Raw genomic sequence first — 25,706 nt, 5'->3', positions numbered from 1 at the left:
CCACTCCAATCACTTACTAAAAGGAGCTGGATTTTGTTTTCTTAAATTGCAAACACTCTATAAACTGAGAGCGGAGGAAATTCACGTAGACTCCTCGAAAATACAGCCCGATTTTCTTCGTGCGATGACTATGCTACGAAGCATTCCTTGTCCTGTGGGAAAGCGAAGACGTTGAGACCCCACAGGGAGCGTTCTTTGCGACCGAGGAGGCTCAGCGCGAGCCCACGCGTAGTGAATTTCCGTAGCGGCACCTAATAAGTTACTTCGTATTTTATAGATACTGCGACATATGCACCTGGGTAGGAATTGGGACGGCAAAAAAGGTAGAATCGTTTTTACTCGATTCTACCTTTTTTACTAACTTAGTTTATACACTCTTGCTTCATATGGCTTAAGTGCAAGCGTGTTGGATATTTCCTCGTTTGTTTCAGAATAATTACCTAGACATAATTCTAAGGACTTATTCTGTAACCCATCTGGCAGTTCAAATGATGTCGCTTCATTAAAAAGATTTGCGATAACAATAAATTTGTCATTGTTAAGATTACGAGTGTAAGCATAAACCTTGTCATGATCCTCATTAATAAGCTCATAACTACCATAAATTAATACTTCACTAGATTTTCTTAAATCAATAAGCTTCTTATAGTAGTGATAAATGGAATCAGGATCTTCAAGTGATTGTTCTACATTAATCTCTTTAAAATTAGGATTTACTTTTAACCATGGCGTCCCAGTTGTAAACCCGCCATTCGCCTCCTTGTTCCACTGCATTGGAGTTCTAGAGTTATCTCGCCCATTTTTCCAAATAACTTCCATTACTTCCTCATGCGACTTTCCTTCTTCTCGCTCGTTGCGATAAAGGTTTTTTATCGCTACGTCATTATAATCTTCAATAGAGTCGAACTGAACATTTGTCATACCAATCTCTTGTCCCTGGTAAATAAAAGGCGTGCCCTGCATCAAAAAGTACATAGTTGCTAAACACTTGGCAGACTTTTCTCTAAGTTCTTCATCATTACCCCAGGTAGAAACAGACCGTGGTTGATCATGGTTTTCTAAAAATAATGCATTCCACCCCATGCCATCTAGCCCTGTTTGCCATCTCGTTAGCGTTTCTTTCAACGTATGGATATCTAAACCACCTGATACACTTTTTCCCCACAGGCTAAGGTGTTCAAACTGAAAAATCATGTTGAATTTCCCGTTTTCTTCTCCTACCCATTCATCTGCTTGATCCACACTAACACCATTCGCTTCACCAACAGTCATAATATCATACTTATCAAAAGTCTCTTTCTTTAATTCTTCCAAATAAACCTGAATTCCTTCACGATTCATATGCCCATCCATGGAGGATACATATTTCTTATTCTCTGGATTTGGTAGGTCTGGGAAACCAGGAACCTTTTTAATATGAGAAATGGCATCAACCCGGAAGCCGTCTATACCTTTATCCAACCACCAATTAACCATTTCATATAAATCATTGCGTACAGCTGGATTTTCCCAGTTTAAGTCAGGTTGTTTACGTGAGAAGACATGCATAAAGTATTCTTCTGTTTTCTCATCATATTCCCACGCAGACCCACCAAAAATTGATTCCCAATTATTCGGTTCTTTTCCATCTTTACCAGGATGCCATATATAATAATCACGATAAGGATTATCCTTGGAAGAACGCGATTCTAGGAACCATGGATGTTCATCAGACGTATGATTAATTACTAAATCCATAATTAATTTCATCCCGCGACGGTGTACTTCTTCAAGAAGTTGGTCAAAGTCTTCCATTGTTCCAAACTCCGCCATAATGTCTTTATAATCACTGATGTCATAACCATTATCATCATTAGGAGATTCATAGATTGGAGAAACCCAAATCACATCAATCCCTAAATCTTTTAGGTAATCTAGTTTTGCGATCATCCCCTGAATATCTCCAATTCCATCACCATTAGAGTCCATAAAACTTCTTGGGTATATTTGATAGGCTACTGTCTCTTTCCACCATACTTTTTTCATGATTGTCCTCCTTATTGTTTCACTATCTCTAAAAGTCTCTAACTATTTTTATAATTTGTATATTGCTTCAAATGGAAATATTCACGAATGGAACTATAGCTCAAAAACTTATCTTTTTCATTCTAACCGGTAGTTTTTCATCTTCTGGGCATTACACTATAAGTATATATACTAGTTTCGAAGATCCTATTCATTATCTAGGTCCACGTTATTAAACTTCTTCCAACGTTTTTAAATAGTAACGATAAAATGCAGAAAACGATACAAATGAAATTAAGGAACCTACGAAAAATGGTAGTAAGAATAAAGCTCCGTTTATACTCACATATAGGATTATGAAACTTGTCAGCAACACGGCCAGCGATAATACTGGACTCCCAATCGTAACAATCATACTATTTTTTAATAGCTTTATTACTGCCATTTCATAATGCGCAAGTAGCGAAAAGAAGTTAATTGTATACACAAATAGTAATAAACCTAAACCGAGAAAACTGAACATAACCAACACATTTTTAGAGCTAATGTATGCGAAGTCAATCCCCCATACTATCCACATAAGAGTTAGCAGTACACCACTTAATAAGCTTTTTTTATAGTTTTCTCTGTAAAATTTCCAATATATTATAATTATTGATTGATCCTCTTTCTTTAGGATCCAATTTCTAACTGTTGCGAACATCGCTGCTGTTGCAGGAAAAAATAGGAATGGTGCAAGTATTGCTATCGGAATAATTAGAATCATTCGCGCACTAGATTCATCCATGACAAGCATATTCATTACAAGTATAGCAATAGGAAAGTTAAAGAATAGCCAGAGTACATTAGTGACTGCGAAACGGGCAACCCATTCACTCACCCCGTATAAACCACCCATCAAATTTTTCATCTCTAACCCCACCCTTTCATTCCCTATAGTACACTATTATTATTTACTCGTTAGAACATCAATAATTTTTTTATCATGGTCTCATCTACAGGAATTTTGTGCAACAGCTTTCTAAACCTACCGAATAGGATAAGTAACCCGCAACCCATTTAATGCAACGAAAGGGAAATCGTTTGCACTTTAACAGAAAATATAATTAATAAGTTATCCTTATTAATAATTTTTAATATTTTGGCACAACGGAAGATGACTCCCTTTCCTTTATAAAAGTGGGGATGATAATACTCCGCTTTACTTCTGATGGTTCCTTCACTTCATCAATTAAGCAACGAGCAGACTCATACCCTAATTGATAGATTTGAGTGTCTACTGAAGTCAAGGGCGGACTGGATAATTCACAAATACTTGTGTTATTGAAACTAACAATACTTAATTGCTCAGGTACTTTTATCCCTATTTCTCTCATAACTTGCAATACATTCATTGCTGAAAAGTCATCCGTTACAACCAAACTCGTAGGAGGTTTGGATAAATTCATTATTTCACGTACGGCTTGCTTTACTAGTCCAGGAGATTTTGGGTTTTTAATATAATGATCTGATACTTCCATTCCTCGGATACGATGAGCCTGTAAAAAGCCGTTCAAACGAGATTCTGCAACTTCATAATCGCGATTCCCACCAATTAACCCAATACGTTGGTGGCCAAGTTGTAATAGATATTCAGTGGCATCTTTGGATGCTTGCACATTATCATTATCTACATAGATGATTTGATTTTGCTGAACAATTGGCTTACCCACGACAACAAAAGGTATTCCGGACTTGATTAAATATGGAACAACCTTATCACCTTTTTTAGAATAAGAAACAATCAGTCCGTCTACCTTCTTACCCTGAACCATTTTAATAACATCTTGAAAAATTGCCTCTTCTGAATCACCAGTTGTTAAACTAATACCAAAATCTTGTTTATGACAGTAGGAACTGATACCCCTTAGTACTTCCGGAAAAAAAGGGTCATGCATCGATTGGCTTGTTGAGTGCTTCATGACGATTCCAATCGTTTTGGTTGACTGCTGCACTAGATTCCTTGCATTCTCATTTAGATAATAGCCCATTTCCTCCATAACTTTTCGTACTCTACGCTTTGTTTTTTCACTTATTTTAGGACTATCTGATAAAACTCGGGAAACAGTAGAAGTAGCTACTCCTGCTTGTTTAGCAACATCCTTTATAGTGACTGACACAAGTTTCACCTCTTCTAATATTACAAAATTAGATTACGATTATTTGACTGCCCCTTCCGATACACCTTCAATAATTTGCTTTTGCGCAAAGAAGTAACCGACAATGACCGGAATTATTGCAATGGTTAAACCAGCTAGAGCAAGATGCCATTGCTTTGTATATTGACCGAAAAAATAGAACATTTTCAACGGAATCGTTGCATTATTCTCTCCTAAAATAAGAGAAGGTAATAAATAGTCATTCCATATCCAGATAACGTTTAATATACCTACTGTAACAGAGATCGGTTTCAATAATGGGAAAATGATGTGTACAAATGTTTGGAATTTGTTAGCTCCATCAATTTTTGCAGCTTCATCAAGGGTCTTTGAGATTCCTGTCATAGCACCGTGATAAAGGAAAATAGATAAGCTACACCCGAATCCAAGATACATAAAAATCAAACCTGCGCGATTTAACATCTCAACTTTACCAAATAAAGAAACAAGCGGAATCATTACGGATTGAAACGGGATTAACATCGCTGATACAAATAGCAACAAGAAGATGCCACTCAGTTTACTTTTATTGCGGGCTAGAGCATAACCAGCCATTGATGAAAAGAATATGATAATGGCAACACTAATTACGGTAATCAACACTGAGTTTACTAATGAGTTAGTAAATTCCAAATCAATATAAGCTTCTACAAAGTTCGCTGATGTAAACTCCTCAGGCAATCCAAGTACATCCGTAAATATTTCTTTCTTTGTTTTAAATGCATTAACAATCATTAAATAAAACGGGGATAACCATAACAATCCGAGCAATATTCCAAGAATTTCAACAATATACAATTTCCCTTTGCTCTCCATTACATGTCAACCTCCCGTTTTTTATTGTAATACACTTGAGTCAATGCGATGATAGAAACAATAATAAAGAATACTACCGCTTTTGCTTGACCATAGGCCATCTCATTAGCACTGAATGCTGTTTTAACAATTTCCATTGCCACCATTTGTGTGGATTCAAATGGTCCACCATTTGTTAAAGATAAGTTTTGATCATAAATCTTAAAGGAAGAAGATAATGTTAAAAACATGCTAACTGTAAACGCGGGTGCAACAAGTGGGAAAGTAATATTACGGAATCGCTGCCAGCTATTAGCCCCATCTATCTTAGCGGCTTCTATTAATTCATTAGGGATGTTCTGTAAGTAAGCAATGTAAATGATCATGATATAACCAGCCATTTGCCAACAAGTTAAAATTACTAGCCCCCAAAAACCTGTACTTGTAGTAGACAACCAACCTTGTAAAGCATCCACTTTCAATGCTTCTCCAATATCACTAAATACACTTACAAAGATAAACTGCCATATGAAACCTAAAATTAGACCACCAATTAGGTTGGGCATAAAAAAGATCGTTCTTAAGAAATTATTTGATTTAATTTTTCTAGTAACAAGGATAGCTAAACCTAACCCCAGAATATTAAGTAAAACAACAGATACAATTGAGAAACCAACTGTAAAGACTATTGAATCAAGAAATTCCTTGTCATGGAAAAGATTGAGATAATTTTCGAAGCCTAAAAATTTAGTTGCTTTTAAACCATTCCAGTCTGTAAAGGAATAGACTGTTCCATAGATTAACGGAACAATGACGACTAGAGTTAACCCTAATAATACCGGTGCTAAAAACAACCAGAATGATAAATCACGATTACGCATGAAAGTCCCTCCTATCAATCAGTTATGTCTTTAATTGAAAGACAGCTAACGAAACAGAATAGCCTGTTTGTTAGCTGTAATTCATATATAATTATTTACTTCTTTCTTCTTCCCACTTTGCAATTGAATCAGCCTGGACTTCTTCCCAAGTCATTTCACCAGCAAGATATTTCTGAATGTTTGGTCCAATTACGCCTGTACCCCATGGGTTGCTTGGATAACCAGCGAAGATCCATCCAATTGTTTTACCTTCAGACGCATAGTTGTAAATATCTTGAGATAGTGGATCTGAGATTTTAGATGTATCATAACCTTCATATGCAGGAATAAATTTGAAATCATTTAACACAGCTTCTTTTCCAGTTTCAGAAGTGTACATCCAATCTAAGAAATCTTTTGAAGCTTCAACTACTTCTTCATCAAAGTTATTATTTACAGCCCAATAGTTTGGAACACCTACAGGAATACTGCCTTCAAATCCTTCAACAGGAATTGGTAATACACCAATGTTTTGCGCAAATTCTGGATCCATTTGTTCAACAGATGGGAAAATCCAATTCCCTTGTTGGATCAGTGCCACTTTTTGTAACGAGAAGTATTCTTCAACTTGTTGAGAGTAGTCTAGACTCAATACTGGTTGTACAGAGTACTCATTTTGCAAATCTACGAATCTCTTCATTTCATCACCTTTTTCAAAAGTGACTGTATCAGCATTGAAAGAATTCATAACATCATGGTCAAATTCTGGTGCTAAGAATGCATTTGCAAGATGATCACCCAACACCCAAGCCTCTTTAGCAGGAAGTGCGAATACCGCTTCAAGTCCAAGGTCATCCTTCTTACTATCTAATGTTTTAACAGCTTTTTCTAAATCCTCAAAAGAAAGAATCTCATCAGGATTGATTCCAGCCTCTTCAAATACTGTTTTGTTATAAATTAGGCCATAACCTTCTTGGTTAAATGGAAGTCCCAAGATTTGTTCACCATCTGTCACCGTTGCTAAAGTACCATCTAATGCAGCTTTTGCAGCATCAGTTGAAGCTAAATCGGTAAGGCTTTCTTTATAGTCAATGACATCTTGTGGTCCAGTCACATTAAAAATGTTTGGTTCATCTCCAGAAGAGAATTTAGACTTTAGTACTGGAGCGTATTCCGTACCTCCACCAACTGTTTCAATTTTAATATCTATTTCAGGATTTTCTTCTTCATATTTTTCTGCTAAATTTTCAAATTGTTCTTTAAACTCTACTTTACCTTGGAAAATACTTATTTCTATTTTGTCACCAGATGTTGCCCCTTCTCCACCTTCATCTGAAGAAGAACATCCAGCAAGCAATAAACCAGATACCGCTATTGCAGAAGCCATTTTTGCATAAAACTTTTTACTCTTCATCTAACTCTCCCCTTTTTGTTTAGATACAGCCAGATTAATCGCTTTCAATTCAGTTTTAAAGAAAGCGCTTTAAACGCTTTGCTTTTTATAATGGTTTGAATATCAAACCATCTATGTTTCCCATTAGTTGAGGCAAACGTTTGCATTAACTAGCCTGGATTTATCCTATCACACAATAAAATAAAGCGCAAGATGTCTTTTATACAATTTATGAATAAACCACAAAGAAACGTTAATTTACAGGCGTTTGAAAGCGCATTATTTTTTTTACCTGCACGATCACCACCTTAACAGCGTTAACAAACAATGGTGAAACAGCCGAAAGTAAAATAGAAAACCTATCATAAAATGCTATCCCTTGCATATATTCGTGCAAACGTATGCAATCACAGGAGCTTTATAGATACAAAAAAAAGCACACCTATTGAAGTGCACTTTTTTACTTAGCGTTTTTAATTTGCTTACTTCTAAGCTGACCACAAGCGGCGTCAATATCTGATCCTTGCTCTACTCGGACACCACAGTTAATTCCGTTGTTTAATAACGTTTCATAAAATCCAACAATAGCATCTTTTGTACTACGCTGATACTGGTTATGCTCATCAACCGGATTGTACGGAATTAAATTAACATAAGATAAATGTCGTTTATCCTTAAGAAGCTTTGCTAGCTGTAGAGCTTCTTCCTTATGGTCGTTGACATCACGCAGTAAAATATATTCAAACGTAATTCTTCTGTTTGTTTTTTCTAAATAATAATCTATGGCAGGCATTAGCTTCTCTAATGGAAATGCTTTATTAATCTTCATAATACGTGTTCGCAATTCATTATTCGGCGCATGCAAAGATACTGCTAAATTAACTTGAATATTCTCGTCTGCAAAATCATATATTTTATGTGCCAAGCCACTAGTAGAAACCGTAATATGTCTTGCACCAATGGATAAGCCATTTTGATCATTAACTACTCGGAAGAAATTCATCATGTTCTTATAGTTATCAAAAGGTTCTCCAATTCCCATAACAACAATATGACTCACTCTTTCTTCTTTTCCTTTTTGATCTAAATGTTGCTGCACCTTCATAATTTGTTCTACAATTTCCCCTGCAGATAAATCACGATTTTTCGTTAACAGACCACTAGCACAGAACGTACAACCAATATTACACCCTACTTGTGTAGTAACACAGACGGAATAACCATAATTAAAGTGCATCAATACTGTTTCAATTAAATTTCCATCGTCTAGTTTGAATAAAAATTTAATCGTACCATCTTTTGATTCTTGTTTCACTTCCTCTTGCAATGACTGGATATAAAAATGCTCCTCAAGTAGATCCAGACATTCTTTATTAACATTTTTCATATCTTCGAAGTCTGTGACACGCTTCTTATATAACCAATCCCAAACCTGCGTAGCTCGGAAACGTTTTTGTCCTCTTTCAGTAAGCCAAGCAGTTAATTCTTCTATTGTTAATCCATAGATGGATGTTTTCTTTTCCATGGTTTTTACCTCACTTCTAAACCTCTATATAATTCATACTTAATCACACACTTCTCTATACTACAGACAATCCGTCATTCTATCAACCAAAATAATTTGGTAAAGGATTTTCTTTATTTTGTCTTTTTTGTTTGTAATTTATTAACACTATTAAAGAAATAAATCGTCATTGCCTCCATTACTAAATAATAACTAAGGGAATAGATTGGTTTCCACTTGTTATATAGAAACACATCAAAGGTAAGACTGATCGATTCAAATAGTACGCTCAATACAGAACAAACCACTATATAAAGTAAGGTCCACATATGTCTAACACCCAATTTATCATAGATATAGACTAAAATGTAGGCAAAAGCACCATATAGAATATAGGTTAACATATCAAAAATTTCATATTTGCCTTGATCCATTATATTGTACAAGTTATATTGTGGTGCTGATAATAGATGATCCGAAACTCTCCCTACTGTTGCCGCAAATAACATGACTAAGATAGATGTTGATATAGGAAATCTTTTCGGTGTTAGAAAGACAACAGCATACATTATAATTAAGAACACAAGAATAAACCATTCATTTTGGTCAAACTTCTCAGGCCATATCATTGGTTTTCTTTCACCTCATAAATGACAAGCTTGGAAAAGAGATAGCTAAAAGTATGAACACCGATTAACAAAGATAGTAATGAGAGGACTGATTGCCAAGCATGCCACCCTTGATAGGTGATAATGCCCCATTGAACCATTAGAAACTCCATCATATAAATTACCAGTATTCCTAACAAACTAATCATAACTTTTTTCAAAGTCTTAAAAAAAGGAAGTAAATTTAGGATGATCAACATTGCAATCGGAACAATCATAACCTCGTATAACGCAAAACAATAGTAAAGGTGGAACGCTTTATCAACTTTCCACACTTCAAAATTGATACTAAGAATCGCGCAGTAGCTTGTAAAAATAAATTCCAGTAACAGTATCCGAAAAACATTTTCAAGAAAATTCAAATATTTTTTCATAACAAAAAACATAATCACTAATACAATGGCAATATCAATAAAAACGACTAGTTCCATAGGCTCCACTCACTAACAAATATTATTTTGAGTTACTATACATTCTTCCATCGTTTCAATTTCTTATAACAACATGCACTTCTTTTTAAAACTTCTTCTCCTTGCCCATTGCTTTCTTAAAATTTAAATGTTATACTTCAATTAGCTATTTTGTTCGAATAACACTTCAAGTAATACGCAACGTTAAGTTTTCGTTTTGAGGCAAGAGCAAGAATAGTAATACATTGTGTGGACGACCACACTAGGAGGAAGAATAATATGGTACAAGGTACAGTAAAATGGTTTAACGCAGACAAAGGTTTTGGATTTATCGAAGTAGAAGGACAAGACGATGTATTCGTACACTTCTCTGCTATCCAAGGCGAAGGCTTTAAAACACTTGAAGAAGGTCAAAGCGTTTCTTTCGAAATCGAAGAAGGTAACCGTGGACCACAAGCTGCTAACGTTACAAAAAACTAATTGCAGTTTGAAAAAAGGCGATTCTCTCTTATGAGAGAATCGCCTTTTTTATGCTTTTCATGATTTATTTTTTGAAGCCGCAAATTAACTATTGTACTACATTACATTTTATCTTCTATAAACTTCTTTAACACATTAGCGTGGTTATAAACCTCGTCCTTTGCACTATAAACAAGTGTAACGACCTCTTGTCCTTTGAGTATTTCACTTTTTTTTCAACAGATTCTTGTTTATCTTTATCTGTCTCTAATTCTTTTACATACCTATTTTCAAATTGATCAAATTTTTCCGGATCATGATTAAACCACTTACGTAGCGGTGTTGAAGGCGCTACCTCTTTTAACCAATCATCCAGTTCAGCCTGCTTTTTTGATATACCTCTTGGCCAAATTCGATCAATTAGTATCCTCTTGCCATCCTTTTCATTTGAGGGCTCATAGACCCGTTTGATTTCAAGCTTCATAGTACCCCTCCTTCCTTTTAGGATACACAATGAAAAAAAGGATAGCTAGTTTACAACATTATTGGCAAGCTAATTACTGGACCCACTTAATAGATAGGCGTATCATTTTCATATCTTAAAAAGGAGGGATAGCTTGCATTCACAACCTGAAAAAACGTTTTCAAACATACCTTTGTCTGTTTTAGATTTAGCTCCTATTCTGGAAGGCAGTAACCCAAGCCAATCATTTAGAAACAGTGTGGAACTAGCACAGCAAGTGGAAGAACTTGGTTTTCATAGATATTGGTTAGCAGAGCATCATAACATGCCTGGAATTGCAAGTTCTGCCACCTCTGTTGTTATTGGGCATATTGCTGGCGCCACAAATAAAATCCGTGTAGGCGCTGGAGGAATCATGCTTCCAAATCATGCACCATTAGTTATTGCAGAACAATTTGGCACACTTGAGTCAATGTACCCCAATCGGATTGATTTAGGACTTGGCCGCGCTCCCGGAAGTGATCAGGCTACTGCACATGCACTAAGACGTACCTTGAACTCAAGTGCCGAAGAGTTTCCGTCTCAAGTAGACGAACTACAAGCCTACTTTCAAGGTGAAAGCTTCGCAAGGGTTCATGCCTATCCTGGAAAAGGATTAACTATTCCGATTTGGCTATTAGGTTCAAGTGGATTCAGTGCCCGACTAGCTGCTGAAAAGGGGTTACCTTTCTCTTTCGCTAGCCATTTCTCACCTGAATATACACTTCCAGCACTAAAACTTTACAGGGATAATTTCAAACCGTCTGCACTACTTGAAAAGCCCTATGCAATGGTAGCTGTAAATATTATTGCAGCAGAAACGACAGAACGTGCAGAATGGTTAGCGACATCTCAACAACAGCAGTTTCTAAGCTTAACGCGAGGTGCACCAACTGCACTTAAACCACCCATTAATAATATAGCTGACATTTGGACTCCTTATGAACAAGCTTCTATTAAAAAGACTCTTGACTCTCGCGCAACTATTATTGGAAATACAGATGTGGTTAAAGAAAAACTACAAAACTTCATACAGGAAACAAATGCAGATGAAGTAATTATTAACTCACAAATTTATCATCAAGAAGCTAGAATCCAATCCTATAAAATTGTTGGAGAATTAATGAGATAATTATTATGCTCTTTCAAGGCATAAGATTAGCATAGATTCAAAGAAATAATGTACACTATGTGTGAAATAATGAAGAGGAGTGATACGATGGCTCAAACTATTAAAGGCAAAACCGCCCTTATTACAGGTGCAGGAAAAGGAATTGGTCGTGCAATCGCTATAGAATTGGCTAAAGAAGGAGTTAACCTTGCTTTACTAGCACGTTCAGAGGACACTTTACGCGCAGTAGAAAAAGAAGTACAGGCTTATGGAGTGAAAACTGCTATCGCAACGGCTGATGTCGCTTCAAATAATGCTGTTGTTGAAGCAGTTGATTCACTTAGTAAGGCTCTAGGTTCCATAGATATTCTTATAAATAATGCAGGAATCGCTAAATTTGGCGGTTTTCTAGACTTGGACATTGAAGAATGGGAAAAAATCATTCAAGTAAATCTCCTTGGCTCATACTATGTAACGCGTGCTGTGTTACCAGGAATGATTGAGCATCAGTCTGGGGATATCATTAATATCTCTTCAACTGCAGGTCAAAAAGGCGCTCCAGTAACTAGTGCTTATAGCGCTTCTAAATTTGGTTTACTAGGCCTAACTGAATCCCTTGCTATGGAAGTTAGAAAACACAACATCCGTGTAACTGCCCTAACACCAAGTACAGTAGCTACGGATTTAGCTGTTGAAAACAAATTAACAGACGGAAATCCAGAAAAGGTAATGCAACCAGAAGATCTAGCAGAAATGGTTGTTGCACAGCTCAAGCTACATAAACGCGTATTTGTTAAATCAGCAGGTCTTTGGTCAACTAATCCATAATTTTATTAGAAATAATTAAACCGCTGGAGAGCACGCCTCGTCTCTAGCGGTTTTTTGTTACCTCGGTTTGTGATTTTTGGCACAATATCTATATGAAGTGTCGTTAATTAATTGGCTTTGCTTTATATTCTTTCTCATGTCTTTTTCTTTGTTAGACATCCTCTTACGTCGCGGATTTCTTCTCATTCTCTTCTTTCGCTTCGTTAGACACTTATCCCTTACCATAAATTCTGAGACAACGGATTGTACTCACCTGATTACAAAATGAAATATAAAAAAAGAGAGACACCATGATAAAATGTTGTCTCCCTCTTAACTATTATGTTTCTTTTTTCTTCTAAGAACAGTTTGATTCTCTATAGTTGATTTCATACCTTCATAGATTTTGACACTTCTAGTCTTAACAGCATCTATTACGGCCTGGGTAACGCCGATCACTTCTTCTTTTCTATATTTATTTAACATTAGTGCTACAAAAATCAATTCACTGCTAATATATAGCCAAACTCCAAGATTGAGACCATTTATAAATTGTACTTCACTTCTTGGCCATGCATATAAAAACCATCCAAAAATACTTAAAGAATGTACAGCCAAATTAATCATGCTAGAAACAAATAGATTAGTAGAGAATAAATCATTTGGACCTTTCATTGTATAGGTCATATATTTATAACTCGCAAAGAAACCTAAGAGTAATATCACAACGTAAATACTATAAGCTATTCCCATCCATTCCTCTCCTTCCAATTCTTTTACTAGTAGTATGCCACTTTCATAGATTGTTAAAACCTTTATTTATTACTTAAACTAAACGCTACCTTATCTTATGTTTGCAAAATGGAATTTAGCATTACTTTTTTCAAATTTATTAACATTTTTTTGAATTACTGCCATAAAACAAATAGGCAACAACCTAAAAAGAGCCCGGACACAATGTCTCGGGCTCTTTCAACATGTTATTATAACCTTTTAAGCCTGACTACCATTCAATTCAAGCAAAATATCCTCAATTTCCAATAAGTCATTCACTATATAATTTGCTTTCACAAGTTCCTCTTCTTTAGCAAAGTCGAAACAACAGCCGATCGATTGAAATCCATTGGCAGAGGCAGCATTAAAGTCAGATGACCTATCACCGACTACAATTGCTTCTTTCAAATTATATTTTTTAATTATGGTTTTGACTAAATCACCCTTATCTTGTGATGCAATGGATTCAATACTAAACACTTCCTTAACCCATCTATTCAACTGATAAAATTCGCAAATACTATTTAAGTAGTTTTGCTGACCATTACTAGCTATGAAAAGAGTATAACCAGACTGTTGGAGGTTTGCCAATAGTCGGTCAGCATTGGTATACAATGCCCCATTCCCTTTTACTATATGTTCCATTAATTTATCCTGAAAGTAATGATTCGCTTCGATACGTGTTTGATCTGTTCCATTTGGTAACAGTACTTTCCATACCTCCTCTAGCGGTACACCCATTATCTCTCGGTATTTTTCTATCGGAGTTACTTCATTCCACAACCCCTTCTTCTTAAGTTCATTAAACGTATCATGAAGTGATTTCTCTAATATTTTATTTGTTTGAAATAATGTTCCGTCCATATCAAATATGATTGTGTTAACTAAAGCCATATGTACCACTCTTTCTATTCAGATTAAAATCTACTAGTTCTATTCTAGCAATTTCTATTTCTAATGAAAGATCTTTACCAACTCTTATTCAAGAGCATCCAAAATGAAAGCGGATAATATGTTTTCTATACTGGAAAAATTCAACTCGATTAATTCAGTTTTTTTCTTCCCATCTAATTTATCGCAACAATCAATCCGATTCGTGCTGTTTTTTTCCTTCCCATCTAATTTATCGCAACAATCAATCCGATTAGTTCAGTTTTTTCCTTTCCCTAGTGCATTCTCTATTATTATAAGGTCATTCTTTACGATAGCGCTACCAAAACAAGGCAAAAAAAGGCCCAATCATTCAGACCTGGCCTTTAACTTAAATAATTATGCAAGCTTTTCTGTTACACCATATAAATATGGCGTATAGTTGAAGCTGTCCGTCCACATCGCTTCAAATTGTTCCTTCCATCCTTTTGACATTTGTTTATCTTTTATAATGACCACAACCTCATCATGCCTTTTCTCTGCCGAATAAGTATAGTTATAGGAGCCTGATGTAACAACCTCATCATCTACAATCATCATTTTCAAATGCATAAAGCCTTTGTGATTATTTACTTTTACAGGAATACCAGATTGAATCATTTTCTGAATGTTAGCCGCTTGTTTTGACATTTTGGTTGATTGTTTTTTGTCAGTCATCACCCTAACCTGAACTCCTCTTTCAGTAGCTTCACAGATATGGGAGACGATTTCCTTTTCCGTTAATGTGAATATTGCGATATCAAGACTATTCGTAGAACCGTCAATTAACTCAATTAGTTTTTGCTTCGGTGAGCGTTCTGATTTTGAAAATACGTAATCAATCTCTGTTTTTTCTATGTCAGTGTTCGAACCTTTCATCTTATAAATCAAATAAGAAATACAACCTAAGGTTAATGTGGCTCCAGCTGTCGATATGAGATCCATCTCTTCCCCCCTGACCGATATACCTAATACTATGAGGATAGTAAGTTGTCCCATACCACTATTAATCAAAGGATTTTTCAAGGCTATATCTAATCATCCGAATTCAAAAATAAAAAGTTGAGATAAGCTCTCAACTTTTTATGGTTTCTTTTAGTTTTTCTGTTTTAACAATTCAAGTAAACTCTCCACTTTAGGTGATTCTGGATAGATAGTCACATTGAGTTTATGACCCTCAAGTTCTCTTTTCGTCTTACTGCCAAGGCAAGCAATTGTTAGGTTTTCTAAAAATTCTTTTGGATCTTTACCACTCGACTGGATACCTTTTAACAATGCGTTTACAGATTGGCTACTAGGAAAAATCACCGTATCTAGTTCTATATTTTCCATTCTTCTTTCAAATACTTCCAAATAAGCATCATCTATTATTTTTTTGCTCGTAATCATCACATCACATTTTGTTTCCATTTGTTCAGTTGTTAAGCTCTGATCTTTAACCAAAAGTAGATTTTCCGAGTCTATATTCTCAAGGCTTTCCACTCTTGCAAATAAGCCTCGTTCAAGTAATACCTGTTTCGATTTACTTGATCCTACGAAAAGCTTTGCTTTTATCTCACGAATATCTATGCCCTGTCTGCTTATAACGTTAAAAAAGTCATCCATGCAATCAGGTGAAGTGAAAAATATACGCTCATACGCTGTTAGTTTAGTTATGATTTTCTGATCAATAGGTAACGCTTCTTTTTTCCATCTTGGGAATTGGACTACTTCTGCACCTTGTTCTTCTAATTCAAGCGCAAGTTTGCTGTCACCATTACTTGTACGTGCCAGTAAAATATGGCGTCCGAATAATGGTTTCGATTCAAACCAATTCATTTTTTCACGTAGGTTGACAATTTCTCCAACAAAGATGATCGAAGGGTTTTTAAACTGTACCATTCTAGCCTGTTCTGCAATAGTTTCCAACGTTCCTTGGAGTTGTTTTTGACGGCTATAGGTTCCCCATTGCAATAGTATGACAGGTGTTGCGGGAGACTTCCCATGTTCCATTAATTTTTCACAAATATGTGCTAGATTAGCAATTCCCATGTAAAATGCAATGGAGTCAATACCAATTAGGCTGCTCCAGTTTATGATGGGTTCACCATTTGTTCCTTTTCCATGTGCGGTAACTACGGCAAATGATGTGCCGTAATCACGATGGGTGACAGGAATCCCAGCATAGACTGGAGCGGCTATTCCCGATGTAATACCTGGTACAATTTCGAAGTCAACTCCAGCTAGTTTTAATTCTGCCGCTTCTTCCCCAACTCGCCCAAAAACACTTGGGTCTCCACCTTTTAACCGTACTACAATTTTCCCTTTTTGCGCTTCTGTTATGAGCCTCTCGTTCAGTTGGTCCTGTCTCATAATGTGGCGTTTGGGGAGTTTCCCTCCAAAAATAAGTTCACAGTCTGGTTTGGCATAATCTAGAAGCCTTGGATTAACTAAACGATCATACACAATAACATCCGCTTTTTTTAAGGCCTCTTGCCCCTTTACTGTAATTAACTTAAAGTCCCCAGGTCCCCCACCTACTAAGTACACTTTCCCCTTTTTCATCTAGTGTCATCCTCCCAAGATCTCTGTCTATTTATATAGTTATATAAACTTTATCATTTTCGACAGAAACTTCATAGGTTTTTACTTGTCCTTGGTCAGGTGCTTGCACTTGCCCATCTTCTAAAGATATTTTCCAATCGTACACAGGACAATAGACAAATTTCCCACTTACTAGTCCTTCTGACAATACTCCCCCCTTAGGATGTGGGCTTCTATCTTCTAGCGCAAATACTTCACCACTTGTTACTTTAAATAAGGCAATCGCATCGTTCTTAATCTGAATAGCAATACCGCTTCTAATTGGTAATGCTGAATAATGTGCTACCCCAACTTTACTCACTGTTTTCATGTTTACAACTCCCTTTTTTCAAATTTAGTTTGTAACTAAATCAGCTTGATAACGACTGTAGTATTTATCCTTTATCTCATCATTCTCAATCGCTTCTTTCCAAGGTTCGTTATATCTTTCTAATGTTTTATTCAAGCGCTCTATTAAGCCCTGGCAAGCTACTTTATCTTCTAACACTTTTTTAATATGATCCAGGCCTAGTCTTTCCACCCATTTTGAAGTACGTTCTAGGTAATTACCAGTCTCTCTATAGTATTGCAAGAACGCACTAGAAACTTCGATTACTTCTTCCTTGGTTTTAACTGTATATAATAAATCGCCTGCTCGTAAATCTGTTCCACCGTTACCAGCTACATAAATTTCCCATCCGCCGTCAATACCAACAATACCTATATCTTTAATACCAGATTCAGCACAATTTCGCGGACATGCGGAGACACCCATTTTGAATTTATGCGGTGTATCAAGTCTTTCAAATTTTTTCTCTAGTTCCATTCCTAATCCCATAGAATCTTGTGTGCCATAACGACAGAATCGTTGACCAACACACGTTTTTACCGTTCTTAGTGTTTTACCATAAGCGTATCCTGATGGCATATCCAACTCTTCCCAAATACTTGTTAGATCTTCCTTTTTAATTCCGTATAGACCAATTCGTTGACCACCAGTTAATTTAACAAGTGGCACATTATATTTTGTAGCAACATCAGCTAGCTTCTTTAGGTCTTCAGCAGAAGTTACCCCACCGTACATCCTTGGAATAACAGAGTAAGTACCATCCTTTTGAATATTAGCATGCATTTTTTCATTCACTAGACGTGATTCACGCTCATCTTTATAATCGGCATAAATCATCCCTAGATAATAATTAAGTGCTGGGCGACATTTTGAGCAGCCCTCTTCATTTTTCCATCCAAGCACATTCATCACTTCACGAATATTAGTGAGACCTTTTTCTTTTATTTCAGCTACAACTTCATCACGGCTTAATGTTGTACATCCACATACTGCTTCTTTTTGTGCAGCTCCATCAAAACTATCTCCAAGTGTATGTTCTAGAATTTGTGAAATCATCGGTTTACAGCGACCACATGAGCGTCCCGCATTTGTACATCCTCCAACCTCACTTACAGTTGTGAGATTCTGAGCATGAATAGCCTCGACAATTGTGCCTTTCGTAACACCGTTGCAACCACAAACTAATTCATCATCAGGCATGGATGCAACATCACTTTCTTCTGCCTCACCTGCTGGCTGTAAAATAGACAAGCTAGTCATTTGACTAACATCTTCTTGTTGAGTAAGCATGCGGAATAATCTTGTGCTCTCGGCCGTTTCACCATACAATACACTACCTACTACTTTATTATCACGAATTAAGACCTTCTTATATACGTTCTCAAATTCGTTATGAACTCGAATTGCCTTCGTCGCTCCATCACCTTCAATTTCACCTGCAGAATATAAATCGATACCAGCAACCTTTAACTGTGTACCTGATATTGATCCTTCATATGGTTCCGTTTCTACCCCTACCATTCTCTTAGCCAATACTTTAGCTTGTTCATACAATGGGGCAACAAGTCCATAAGCAATTCCACGGTGTTCTGCACATTCCCCAATAGCGTATATACCTTCAATCTCTGTTTCCATGTAATCATTGACTACAATACCACGATTAACAGGGATAGAAGCATTGCTAGCCAATTCTTTATTCGGGACAATTCCAACAGCCATAACAATTAGATCCGCTTCTGTTTCTGAACCATCTTTAAAACGTAACCCAGTTACGTGGTCATCTCCAAGAATTTCAACGGTTTGTTTTTCCATTAAGAAATTAATCCCTTGCTGTTGAAGCTCTTGCTTCAGCATTTCAGCTGCAGTAGCATCCAATTGTCGCTCCATTAAATGTGACATTAAGTGAACAACGGAAACCTTCATACCAAGGTTCTTCAATCCTTTTGCCGCTTCTAACCCTAACAAGCCACCACCAATAACAACCGCATTCTGATGGTCCTCCGCATATTTGATCATCGTTTCACAATCATTTATATCTCTAAATCCAGTAATACCTTGTTTATCGACACCTTCTACTGGAACGATAAATGGTGAAGAACCCGTTGCGAAAATTAACTTATCATAGCTAACTTGACGTGCATTATTAGATACAACGATTTTATTCTTCGTATCCACTTCCACAATCGCTTCACCCGTAAACAATTTAATCCTATTATCTTCATACCATTTCCAATCATTTAAGATAATATCTTCTACTGTTGTATCTCCTTGCAATACAGTTGAAAGTTGGATTCGGTTGTAGTTTGGATGTGGTTCTTTACCAAATATCGTAATATCATACCTGTTAGGATCTATCTTTATTATCTCTTCTATTGCACGAACACCAGCCATACCATTTCCTATCATTACTAACTTTTCCTTTGCCATCTTAATTCCTCCCTATTCGAAACTTACACTTGTTGGCTTCATTGTACGTTCCTATAAGAAGCAAGGGTGTGATGTACATCACGCGAAAAGCAAGAATGATCATTTTTTCACAATGTTGTCACGAATCCATATAACATACTACTGAATGTTCGGGATTGGGATGTCCAAACATTTGTTAAAATTTGTCTAATATATATACGAAAATCTGTTACATATTTGGGATGGATATGTAAAGGTTATTCCTATATTATTTTAGACTGAATTGTAAGAGCGCCAATAATTTATTGGCCATTACCGAGCCGTTAATGTTTTTTGCAGTACAAATCCAACAATTAATCCAGGAATCACCATAAACATTGGTAACCATACCGGTCCTAGTAATATACCAAAAAAAGTCATCTTAGAAGAAAAGATAACGCCAATCGTTACCATGTAAGCACAAAATACAAATGGTAGGAAAGAGTACGGTTTTTTTCCACCACCAGCTTCCTTATACGCGTCCCACATGGCAAAGAAATAGACACAAGGATAGAACATTAACCATAGATAGTTGGTTTGCTTAACTGCTTTATCTACCTCGCCTAGAAAACTCGAAATGATAATGATATTAAAATTAGCTTGGACGTTAATAAGGATCTCTAGAACAATAAAAAGAATTCCTTTTAAATTTTGTCCATTGAGGATTTGCCCAAATCCGGGAAACGCAATACTCCAAAGCAACACTTCTTTTGGCTTCAAAAATACACATCTCCTGATAAATCTATTCGGACAATCTCGCTGACCCTTGTTTTAAGTTGTTGGTTATTCAAATCTGTCACTTCCCTCTATCTCTAGTTAGTATAGTTTAACCCAAACTCAACGTTTCTAACGCATTGATTTTTTATTTAAATCGGTTACATTAGTAGGTGAGGTAAATTTACGGAAAGTAGGCAATGACTATGAGTATGGATCTACATACAACATCAAAAAAAACGAATCGCCCCTTAGTCTTAGCTGCCTTAGTTATCTCGATGTTCATGGCAGCTATTGAAGGAACTATTGTGGCAACGGCAATGCCGAATATAGTTAGCGATTTAGGTGGCTTTTCTGTTTATAGCTGGGTCTTCTCAGCATTTTTATTAATGCAGGCAGTAACAACTCTTATTTTTGGTAAACTTTCTGATTTATTTGGAAGGAAACCGGTATTTTTAATTGGTGTTAGTATTTTCTTAATCGGCTCAATTTTATGCGGATTAGCTAACACAATGACATTGCTAGTTATATTTCGTGTTATACAAGGAATTGGTGCAGGAGCGGTTCAACCGATTGTCACTACGATTGTAGGAGATATGTACACAATCGAAGAAAGGTCTAAAATACAAGGCTATTTAGCAAGCGTTTGGGGAATTTCTTCAGTAGTTGGTCCACTATTTGGTGGGTTTATTGTTCGATTCTCGGATTGGGCTTGGATCTTCTGGATGAATATCCCTTTAGGTATTATTGGAATGCTCGGAGTCATTTTATTTTTCCACGAAGATGTAAACAAAGAGAAGAAATCGATAGACTATCTAGGCTCTAGTTTATTTTTTGTTACTGTTTCTTCTTTAATTGTTGTATTAGTACAGGGTGGGGCTGCTTGGTCATGGAATTCTTTACAAGTACTTATCCTAATTGCTGTTTTTATAATCGGGGCGATTCTGTTTCTGTTACAAGAAAAAAAAGCCGAAGCACCTATGATGCCACTGTACCTATGGAAAAACAAATTAATCGCAGTTGCAAATTTAGCAACATTAACATCCGGAATGATTATTATCGGTTTATCAAGTTTTCTCCCTACTTATGTGCAAGGGGTTATGGGATACTCCGCCATAGTTGCAGGGTTCACATTATGCACAATGTCCATTGGCTGGCCAATAGCAGCAACACTTGCTGGGCATCTCGTCTTAAAAATAGGATTTCGATTAACAGCCATATTTGGCGGAACTGCCTTACTTATTGGTGGTCTACTATTCGTATTTTTAGATCCTAATAAAGGACCGATATATGTAGGAATAGGATCTTTTATAGTTGGGATTGGAATGGGATTAACCTCTACTACATTTATTGTATCGATACAGAATAGTGTTGATTGGAAAACACGTGGGGCTGCAACATCACTCAATATGTTTATGCGTATTATCGGAAGTGCGCTAGGAGCTGCTATTCTAGGCGGTTTGCTAAATCAACAAATGAATAAAACTTTGGCTGTTTCAGGAGAAAATATCACTATAAATAATACGGATGTTTTATTAGATGAAACATCCAGAAATCAGTTACCCGAAAACACGCTACATCTCTTACAAGGGTCTCTTACAGAAGCACTTCACACTGTTTACATCGGATTATTTTTAATTGCACTGATTAGCTTTGTCATCACACTATTCTTCCCAAAAAAAGAAAGCCAGGGTTAGATCCTAGTTCCATTCAAAAAAACATTGGTTACCTCGGGAGCACTCCCGAGGTAACCAATGTTTAAGAGTCTTTTGGCTTAAAATAATTTGCAATAGATATAACCATCGCTCCCATTTTAGGCTTATCAGGCTGTAGAATTCGCGTCACACCATAAGACTCAAGCTCCTGTGCTGTTACTTTACCAATGGCCACAGCAAGTACAGCTTGCTGAAACGCATTTACTAATGGCTTTCTTTCGTTTTTTGAAAGGAATAGATTTTTCACTTGTGTCTTACTTGTAAAGACAATAGCATCAATCTCATGGTTGGCAACAAGCTGTCTAGCTTCGGTTAGTATGTCCTCATTTGGATAATGGTAATGATATGGTTGAGAGCGATATAAACTAGAAGAAAGTTCTTTAAGTTGTTTGATAAATACTTCTTCCTCTTTATTGTATTCTTGTAGGAAGAAGCATCCATTTTTTGTTTCGAATTCAGCAAACCCTTTTATTAACGTTTCCATCGTTCCATCAGGCGCGGTCAAGGTAGGCTCTAACTCCCATGTCTTCATCCAATTAATTGTTTTGCTGCCTCGGATCGCTAAATGAACATTTCTTAATTTTTCGATATATTCTTCCACACGTCCAATTCTTGCTGCTGCTTCCTCTAGAGCTTTCGCACCTATTCCTGTTGTTAAAATAACCCACTCTATCGAATCATCTTCAATAAATTGAATAACATCATTTTCAGCTTCCTTTTCATTGAGGATCATCTCACCTTGAATCGATTGAACAACATATGTTCCACCTTTTTTATGAATGATTTCCCCAATTGCATCAGATCTACGATCAGCAGCTATTGCAATACGCTTCCCTTTCAATTCACTCATCTAACCTTCTCCATTCCACGAATTTGTCATACTATAAGATTATCATATATCCCTATTATTCTGAATGGGGTGAACTCTCTTTTTCTTGTTCGAATGGAAGTACCATGGATTCCTTGACGCGATCTACTAAGCAAGCTTTCATGTTGGGATGGTGACCCAAGTGCTCACAAAGAACAATATTTGCTTTATCTGCTACTTTCTTTTTCATCGACTGAATAAGTAACCCATTAAACCAAAGATAAGGAACAATAATGGTGAGTGATTTTGACTCTTCCTCTATTCTTTCCATCGCATCATCAAAGGAAGGTTTACTAGCAGCTAGATAACTGCAATCCACTTTTCGATTTACACGTTGAGACAATTGGCTTGCAATTGTATTAATGTCCTCAATTGTTTTTGGATCGTAACTACCTCTTCCGACTAGTAAGATTTCAGCCTCTTCTGGTATATTCGGCACCTGTTCATTAATGCGGTCCACTAATGCATCTATAATACGCGGCTGAATGCCAAGCGGTTTTCCATACGTAAAGGTGATAGTAGGATAAGATTCTTTCAGTTCCACTAATTCATCTGGTATATCACTTTTGGCATGCGTTGCAGTTAATAACAAAATCGGTACCACAGCAATCTTAGTTGCACCCTTTTCTATCAAACTAGTAACACCTTGTTCAATGGTCGGTGGTAAAATCTCTAGAAAGCATATTTCTTGTAATGGTGCATCAATTGACGATTGAATGGAAGTCAAAAAATCGACGGCTTCTTTCTCCCCTTCTGAAAGTCTTGTCCCATGACTTACATATAAAACCCCTTGCATCTTTCACCCTCCTAAAGTTTCTAAGAATCATTGCCTATGATATTAAAACCGAATATAAATCAGCCACAGGCTAATGTCAACTTACAAGTTTAACAACGATTTCAAATACCTGCGTTTTAATTCCTTTCCCATTGCTAATTTCCTCACCCCTAAGATCCTCACTCGTTACAAGACAGATTTTAAGCTCCCCTTTGTATTCTAAAATTAGTTTACTAGAGTTGAACAGGATTCCGCCCGCTCTCCTCCTCTTCTTCTTTTTTGTTTATGTTTATGTTTAAGTATGGTCCATGGATTGGTCATGGATTGGTCATTGGATTGGTCGGCAGATTGGTCATTTGATTGGTCCATGGATTGGTCAACGGATTGGTCAACGGATTGGTCATTGGATTGGTCAACGGATTGGTCAACGAATTAGTCATTGGATTGGTCATCAGATTGGTCAACGGATTGGTCATCAGATTGGTCAACGGATTGGTCATCAGATTGGTCAACGGATTGGTCATCAGATTGGTCAACGGATTGGTCATCAGATTGGTCAACGGATTGGTCATCAGATTGGTCATCAGATTGGTCATCAGATTGGTCAACGGATTGGTCATCAGATTGGTCATCAGATTGGTCATCAGATTGGTCATCAGATTGGTCAACGGATTGGTCATCAGATTGGTCATCAGATTGGTCAACGGATTGGTCGGCAGATTATTCACCAGTCGTTCCTCTTAAATGTATCAAGGAAATTTGATTCAACGCATTTTTTCATGAAAGGGACGCATTTAGCTTGTAGAGTGACGCAATTTCTAAATTTATTGACGCATATGCCTAATAAACTTCCGCATTAGTCCAATAAATTGACGCATTTCCACCATTTGACTCCGGTAAAACCAAAGTTTATTTACTAAACTCGCTAAAAAAATAACTTCTTGTATGTTCTTGCTCCCTGATCCATGGATCTACCTTGTTTGGTAAACAAATTTTTTCTTTCTATACGAGGATGTGGAATCCAAGATAAATAGCAATTTCATTAACCGTAATCGTACAACGTTCCAAATGTTTACCTCCATTCATCCGTTCCATATATAATGGTTTAAAGTGAAGTAATTGGTGTTTAATATAGGGGATTATTTTAAAAAAGTTCTCTAAATTAACATATATAAACTGCAAACGCCGTATTGATACCTGCCTATTTTATTTAGTTCAAAAGGAAAGACCCTCTAAGTGAATAAGTATCCATATAGAGAATCTAGCTTAATATCTCACTCTATATGAAAGTAACTTTCTTCTGCTTCCTCTCTCTTTAACCCGTTAACCGTTGCTGCCCTGTTTCCAATTCCTAACAAGCGTTTCCACTTAGTTACTAGATTCAAAACCTTTTTATCAATTTATCTTAAAATTAAAAAATCAATTAGAAATTAGGTTGCTATTCATCAAAATTTCTAGTATTCTAATGTTTAACAGTAATTATAACAATCGATTACAATAACTTATCCAGAGAGGTTCAGGGACTGGCCCGATGACGCCTCAGCAACCAGCTTTCAAAAGCCCGGTGCTAAATCCAGTAGGTATTTATTACCTAGAAGATAAGAGGAATGATAACCTTTCAGGCCCTCTTATTAAAGAGGGCCTTTATTTATTATTAAAAACTTTTTTCAACACTTTTGTCGTTTTTGTCACAATATGTATAGAATCACCAGTAAGTTGAGATGTTGATTTCCGCTCCGGGCAGTTGCTTTCCGTGGGCAACGCCTCAGCCTCCTCGGTCGCAAAGAATGCTCCCTGTGGGGTCTTCAGCTGTTGCTTTTCCCACAGGAGTCAACTGCCCTCCGCTACAATCAACAAAATTAAATAGTGTATATACCTAACTTA

Annotated in this window: 24 protein-coding genes and 1 riboswitch; of the genes, 5 read left to right on the top strand and 19 right to left on the bottom strand. The window is 36.5% G+C overall.

All coding sequences use genetic code 11. The features are described 5' to 3' along the window. Positions 1-357: 357 nt before the first annotated feature. The 9 genes from H7K77_RS14945 to H7K77_RS14905 all read right to left on the bottom strand — a co-directional run bounded on the left by H7K77_RS14945 (position 358) and on the right by H7K77_RS14905 (position 9,853). Positions 358-2,025 (bottom strand): glycoside hydrolase family 13 protein, encoded by a 1,668-nt coding sequence (locus H7K77_RS14945; protein WP_186578764.1) that lies wholly within the window; start codon positions 2,023-2,025, stop codon positions 358-360. A gap of 211 nt (positions 2,026-2,236) precedes the next feature. After that, a complete protein-coding gene (locus H7K77_RS14940; protein WP_186578762.1) occupies positions 2,237-2,914 on the bottom strand; it encodes a YesL family protein in 678 nt (225 codons plus the stop codon). A 223-nt stretch (positions 2,915-3,137) separates the two neighbouring features. Continuing rightward, positions 3,138-4,163 carry a LacI family DNA-binding transcriptional regulator gene (locus H7K77_RS14935; protein WP_186578760.1) on the bottom strand — a complete coding sequence of 342 codons (1,026 nt, stop codon included), beginning with the start codon at positions 4,161-4,163 and terminating at the stop codon, positions 3,138-3,140. A gap of 39 nt (positions 4,164-4,202) precedes the next feature. After that, positions 4,203-5,018, bottom strand: coding sequence for a carbohydrate ABC transporter permease (locus H7K77_RS14930; RefSeq protein ID WP_186578758.1), 816 nt, complete (start codon positions 5,016-5,018; stop codon positions 4,203-4,205). Next, positions 5,018-5,878 carry a carbohydrate ABC transporter permease gene (locus H7K77_RS14925; protein ID WP_186578756.1) on the bottom strand — a complete coding sequence of 287 codons (861 nt, stop codon included), beginning with the start codon at positions 5,876-5,878 and terminating at the stop codon, positions 5,018-5,020. The genes H7K77_RS14930 and H7K77_RS14925 overlap by 1 nt, the downstream gene beginning before the upstream one ends. A gap of 91 nt (positions 5,879-5,969) precedes the next feature. Continuing rightward, positions 5,970-7,271, bottom strand: coding sequence for an ABC transporter substrate-binding protein (locus H7K77_RS14920; protein ID WP_186578754.1), 1,302 nt, complete (start codon positions 7,269-7,271; stop codon positions 5,970-5,972). 439 nt (positions 7,272-7,710) lie between these two features. Then, positions 7,711-8,775 (bottom strand): 23S rRNA (adenine(2503)-C(2))-methyltransferase RlmN, encoded by a 1,065-nt coding sequence (gene rlmN, locus H7K77_RS14915; protein ID WP_186578752.1) that lies wholly within the window; start codon positions 8,773-8,775, stop codon positions 7,711-7,713. Positions 8,776-8,888: 113 nt separating this feature from the next. After that, positions 8,889-9,383 (bottom strand): hypothetical protein, encoded by a 495-nt coding sequence (locus tag H7K77_RS14910; protein WP_186578750.1) that lies wholly within the window; start codon positions 9,381-9,383, stop codon positions 8,889-8,891. Beyond that, on the bottom strand, positions 9,380-9,853 hold the full coding sequence (locus H7K77_RS14905) for a hypothetical protein (RefSeq protein WP_186578748.1): 474 nt from the start codon (positions 9,851-9,853) through the stop codon (positions 9,380-9,382). The genes H7K77_RS14910 and H7K77_RS14905 overlap by 4 nt, the downstream gene beginning before the upstream one ends. A 258-nt stretch (positions 9,854-10,111) precedes the next feature. On the opposite strand from H7K77_RS14905, the gene H7K77_RS14900 reads away from it, so the two are divergent. Continuing rightward, on the top strand, positions 10,112-10,312 hold the full coding sequence (locus tag H7K77_RS14900) for a cold-shock protein (RefSeq protein WP_089740234.1): 201 nt from the start codon (positions 10,112-10,114) through the stop codon (positions 10,310-10,312). Between the two features lie 127 nt (positions 10,313-10,439). On the opposite strand, the gene H7K77_RS14895 is transcribed toward H7K77_RS14900, so the two are convergent. Beyond that, entirely contained in the window at positions 10,440-10,775 is a 336-nt protein-coding gene (locus tag H7K77_RS14895; protein WP_328701136.1) for a DUF488 domain-containing protein, read from the bottom strand. A 133-nt stretch (positions 10,776-10,908) separates the two neighbouring features. On the opposite strand from H7K77_RS14895, the gene H7K77_RS14890 reads away from it, so the two are divergent. Next, complete coding sequence (locus H7K77_RS14890; RefSeq protein WP_186578746.1) at positions 10,909-11,925, top strand: LLM class flavin-dependent oxidoreductase; 1,017 nt, start codon at positions 10,909-10,911, stop codon at positions 11,923-11,925. 87 nt (positions 11,926-12,012) lie between these two features. Beyond that, on the top strand, positions 12,013-12,732 hold the full coding sequence (locus H7K77_RS14885; protein WP_186578744.1) for a 3-ketoacyl-ACP reductase: 720 nt from the start codon (positions 12,013-12,015) through the stop codon (positions 12,730-12,732). Positions 12,733-13,044: 312 nt separating this feature from the next. On the opposite strand, the gene H7K77_RS14880 is transcribed toward H7K77_RS14885, so the two are convergent. The 7 genes from H7K77_RS14880 to H7K77_RS14850 all read right to left on the bottom strand — a co-directional run bounded on the left by H7K77_RS14880 (position 13,045) and on the right by H7K77_RS14850 (position 20,470). Next, positions 13,045-13,437: a hypothetical protein gene (locus tag H7K77_RS14880; RefSeq protein WP_222599388.1), complete on the bottom strand. Its 393-nt coding sequence runs from the start codon at positions 13,435-13,437 to the stop codon at positions 13,045-13,047. A 267-nt stretch (positions 13,438-13,704) separates the two neighbouring features. Beyond that, the gene (locus tag H7K77_RS14875) at positions 13,705-14,379 is read right to left on the bottom strand and encodes an NIF family HAD-type phosphatase (protein WP_186578740.1); all 675 of its coding nucleotides are present in this window, start codon (positions 14,377-14,379) and stop codon (positions 13,705-13,707) included. A gap of 375 nt (positions 14,380-14,754) precedes the next feature. Next, positions 14,755-15,339 carry a phospholipase D-like domain-containing protein gene (locus tag H7K77_RS14870; RefSeq protein ID WP_186578738.1) on the bottom strand — a complete coding sequence of 195 codons (585 nt, stop codon included), beginning with the start codon at positions 15,337-15,339 and terminating at the stop codon, positions 14,755-14,757. 150 nt (positions 15,340-15,489) lie between these two features. Further along, positions 15,490-16,938 carry a uroporphyrinogen-III C-methyltransferase gene (gene cobA / locus H7K77_RS14865; RefSeq protein ID WP_186578736.1) on the bottom strand — a complete coding sequence of 483 codons (1,449 nt, stop codon included), beginning with the start codon at positions 16,936-16,938 and terminating at the stop codon, positions 15,490-15,492. 31 nt (positions 16,939-16,969) lie between these two features. Continuing rightward, on the bottom strand, positions 16,970-17,287 hold the full coding sequence (gene nirD / locus H7K77_RS14860; protein ID WP_186578734.1) for a nitrite reductase small subunit NirD: 318 nt from the start codon (positions 17,285-17,287) through the stop codon (positions 16,970-16,972). Between the two features lie 24 nt (positions 17,288-17,311). Next, the gene (nirB, locus tag H7K77_RS14855) at positions 17,312-19,732 is read right to left on the bottom strand and encodes a nitrite reductase large subunit NirB (protein ID WP_186578732.1); all 2,421 of its coding nucleotides are present in this window, start codon (positions 19,730-19,732) and stop codon (positions 17,312-17,314) included. A gap of 291 nt (positions 19,733-20,023) precedes the next feature. Then, positions 20,024-20,470, bottom strand: a complete 447-nt coding sequence (locus H7K77_RS14850) for a hypothetical protein (protein WP_186578730.1) — start codon at positions 20,468-20,470, stop codon at positions 20,024-20,026. Positions 20,471-20,670: 200 nt separating this feature from the next. Here H7K77_RS14850 and H7K77_RS14845 point away from each other — a divergent pair, with 200 nt between their 5' ends. After that, positions 20,671-22,161: an MDR family MFS transporter gene (locus H7K77_RS14845; protein WP_235988950.1), complete on the top strand. Its 1,491-nt coding sequence runs from the start codon at positions 20,671-20,673 to the stop codon at positions 22,159-22,161. A 61-nt stretch (positions 22,162-22,222) separates the two neighbouring features. Here the strand turns inward: H7K77_RS14845 and H7K77_RS14840 are convergent, their stop codons facing one another. Together H7K77_RS14840 and H7K77_RS14835 are read right to left on the bottom strand one after the other, a co-directional pair. Continuing rightward, entirely contained in the window at positions 22,223-23,029 is an 807-nt protein-coding gene (locus H7K77_RS14840) for a uroporphyrinogen-III synthase (protein ID WP_186578728.1), read from the bottom strand. Positions 23,030-23,084: 55 nt separating this feature from the next. Beyond that, a complete protein-coding gene (locus tag H7K77_RS14835) occupies positions 23,085-23,843 on the bottom strand; it encodes a sirohydrochlorin chelatase (RefSeq protein WP_186578726.1) in 759 nt (252 codons plus the stop codon). Positions 23,844-24,261: 418 nt separating this feature from the next. On the opposite strand from H7K77_RS14835, the gene H7K77_RS14830 reads away from it, so the two are divergent. After that, positions 24,262-24,585: a hypothetical protein gene (locus H7K77_RS14830; protein WP_186578724.1), complete on the top strand. Its 324-nt coding sequence runs from the start codon at positions 24,262-24,264 to the stop codon at positions 24,583-24,585. Between the two features lie 736 nt (positions 24,586-25,321). Then, positions 25,322-25,427: riboswitch (SAM riboswitch) on the top strand. The last annotated feature ends 279 nt before the right edge of the window (positions 25,428-25,706 follow it).

This window comes from Aquibacillus kalidii (genome assembly GCF_014280935.1).
GTDB lineage: Bacteria > Bacillota > Bacilli > Bacillales > Amphibacillaceae > Aquibacillus_D > Aquibacillus_D kalidii.
This window is presented reverse-complemented; position numbering and strand designations above follow the sequence as displayed.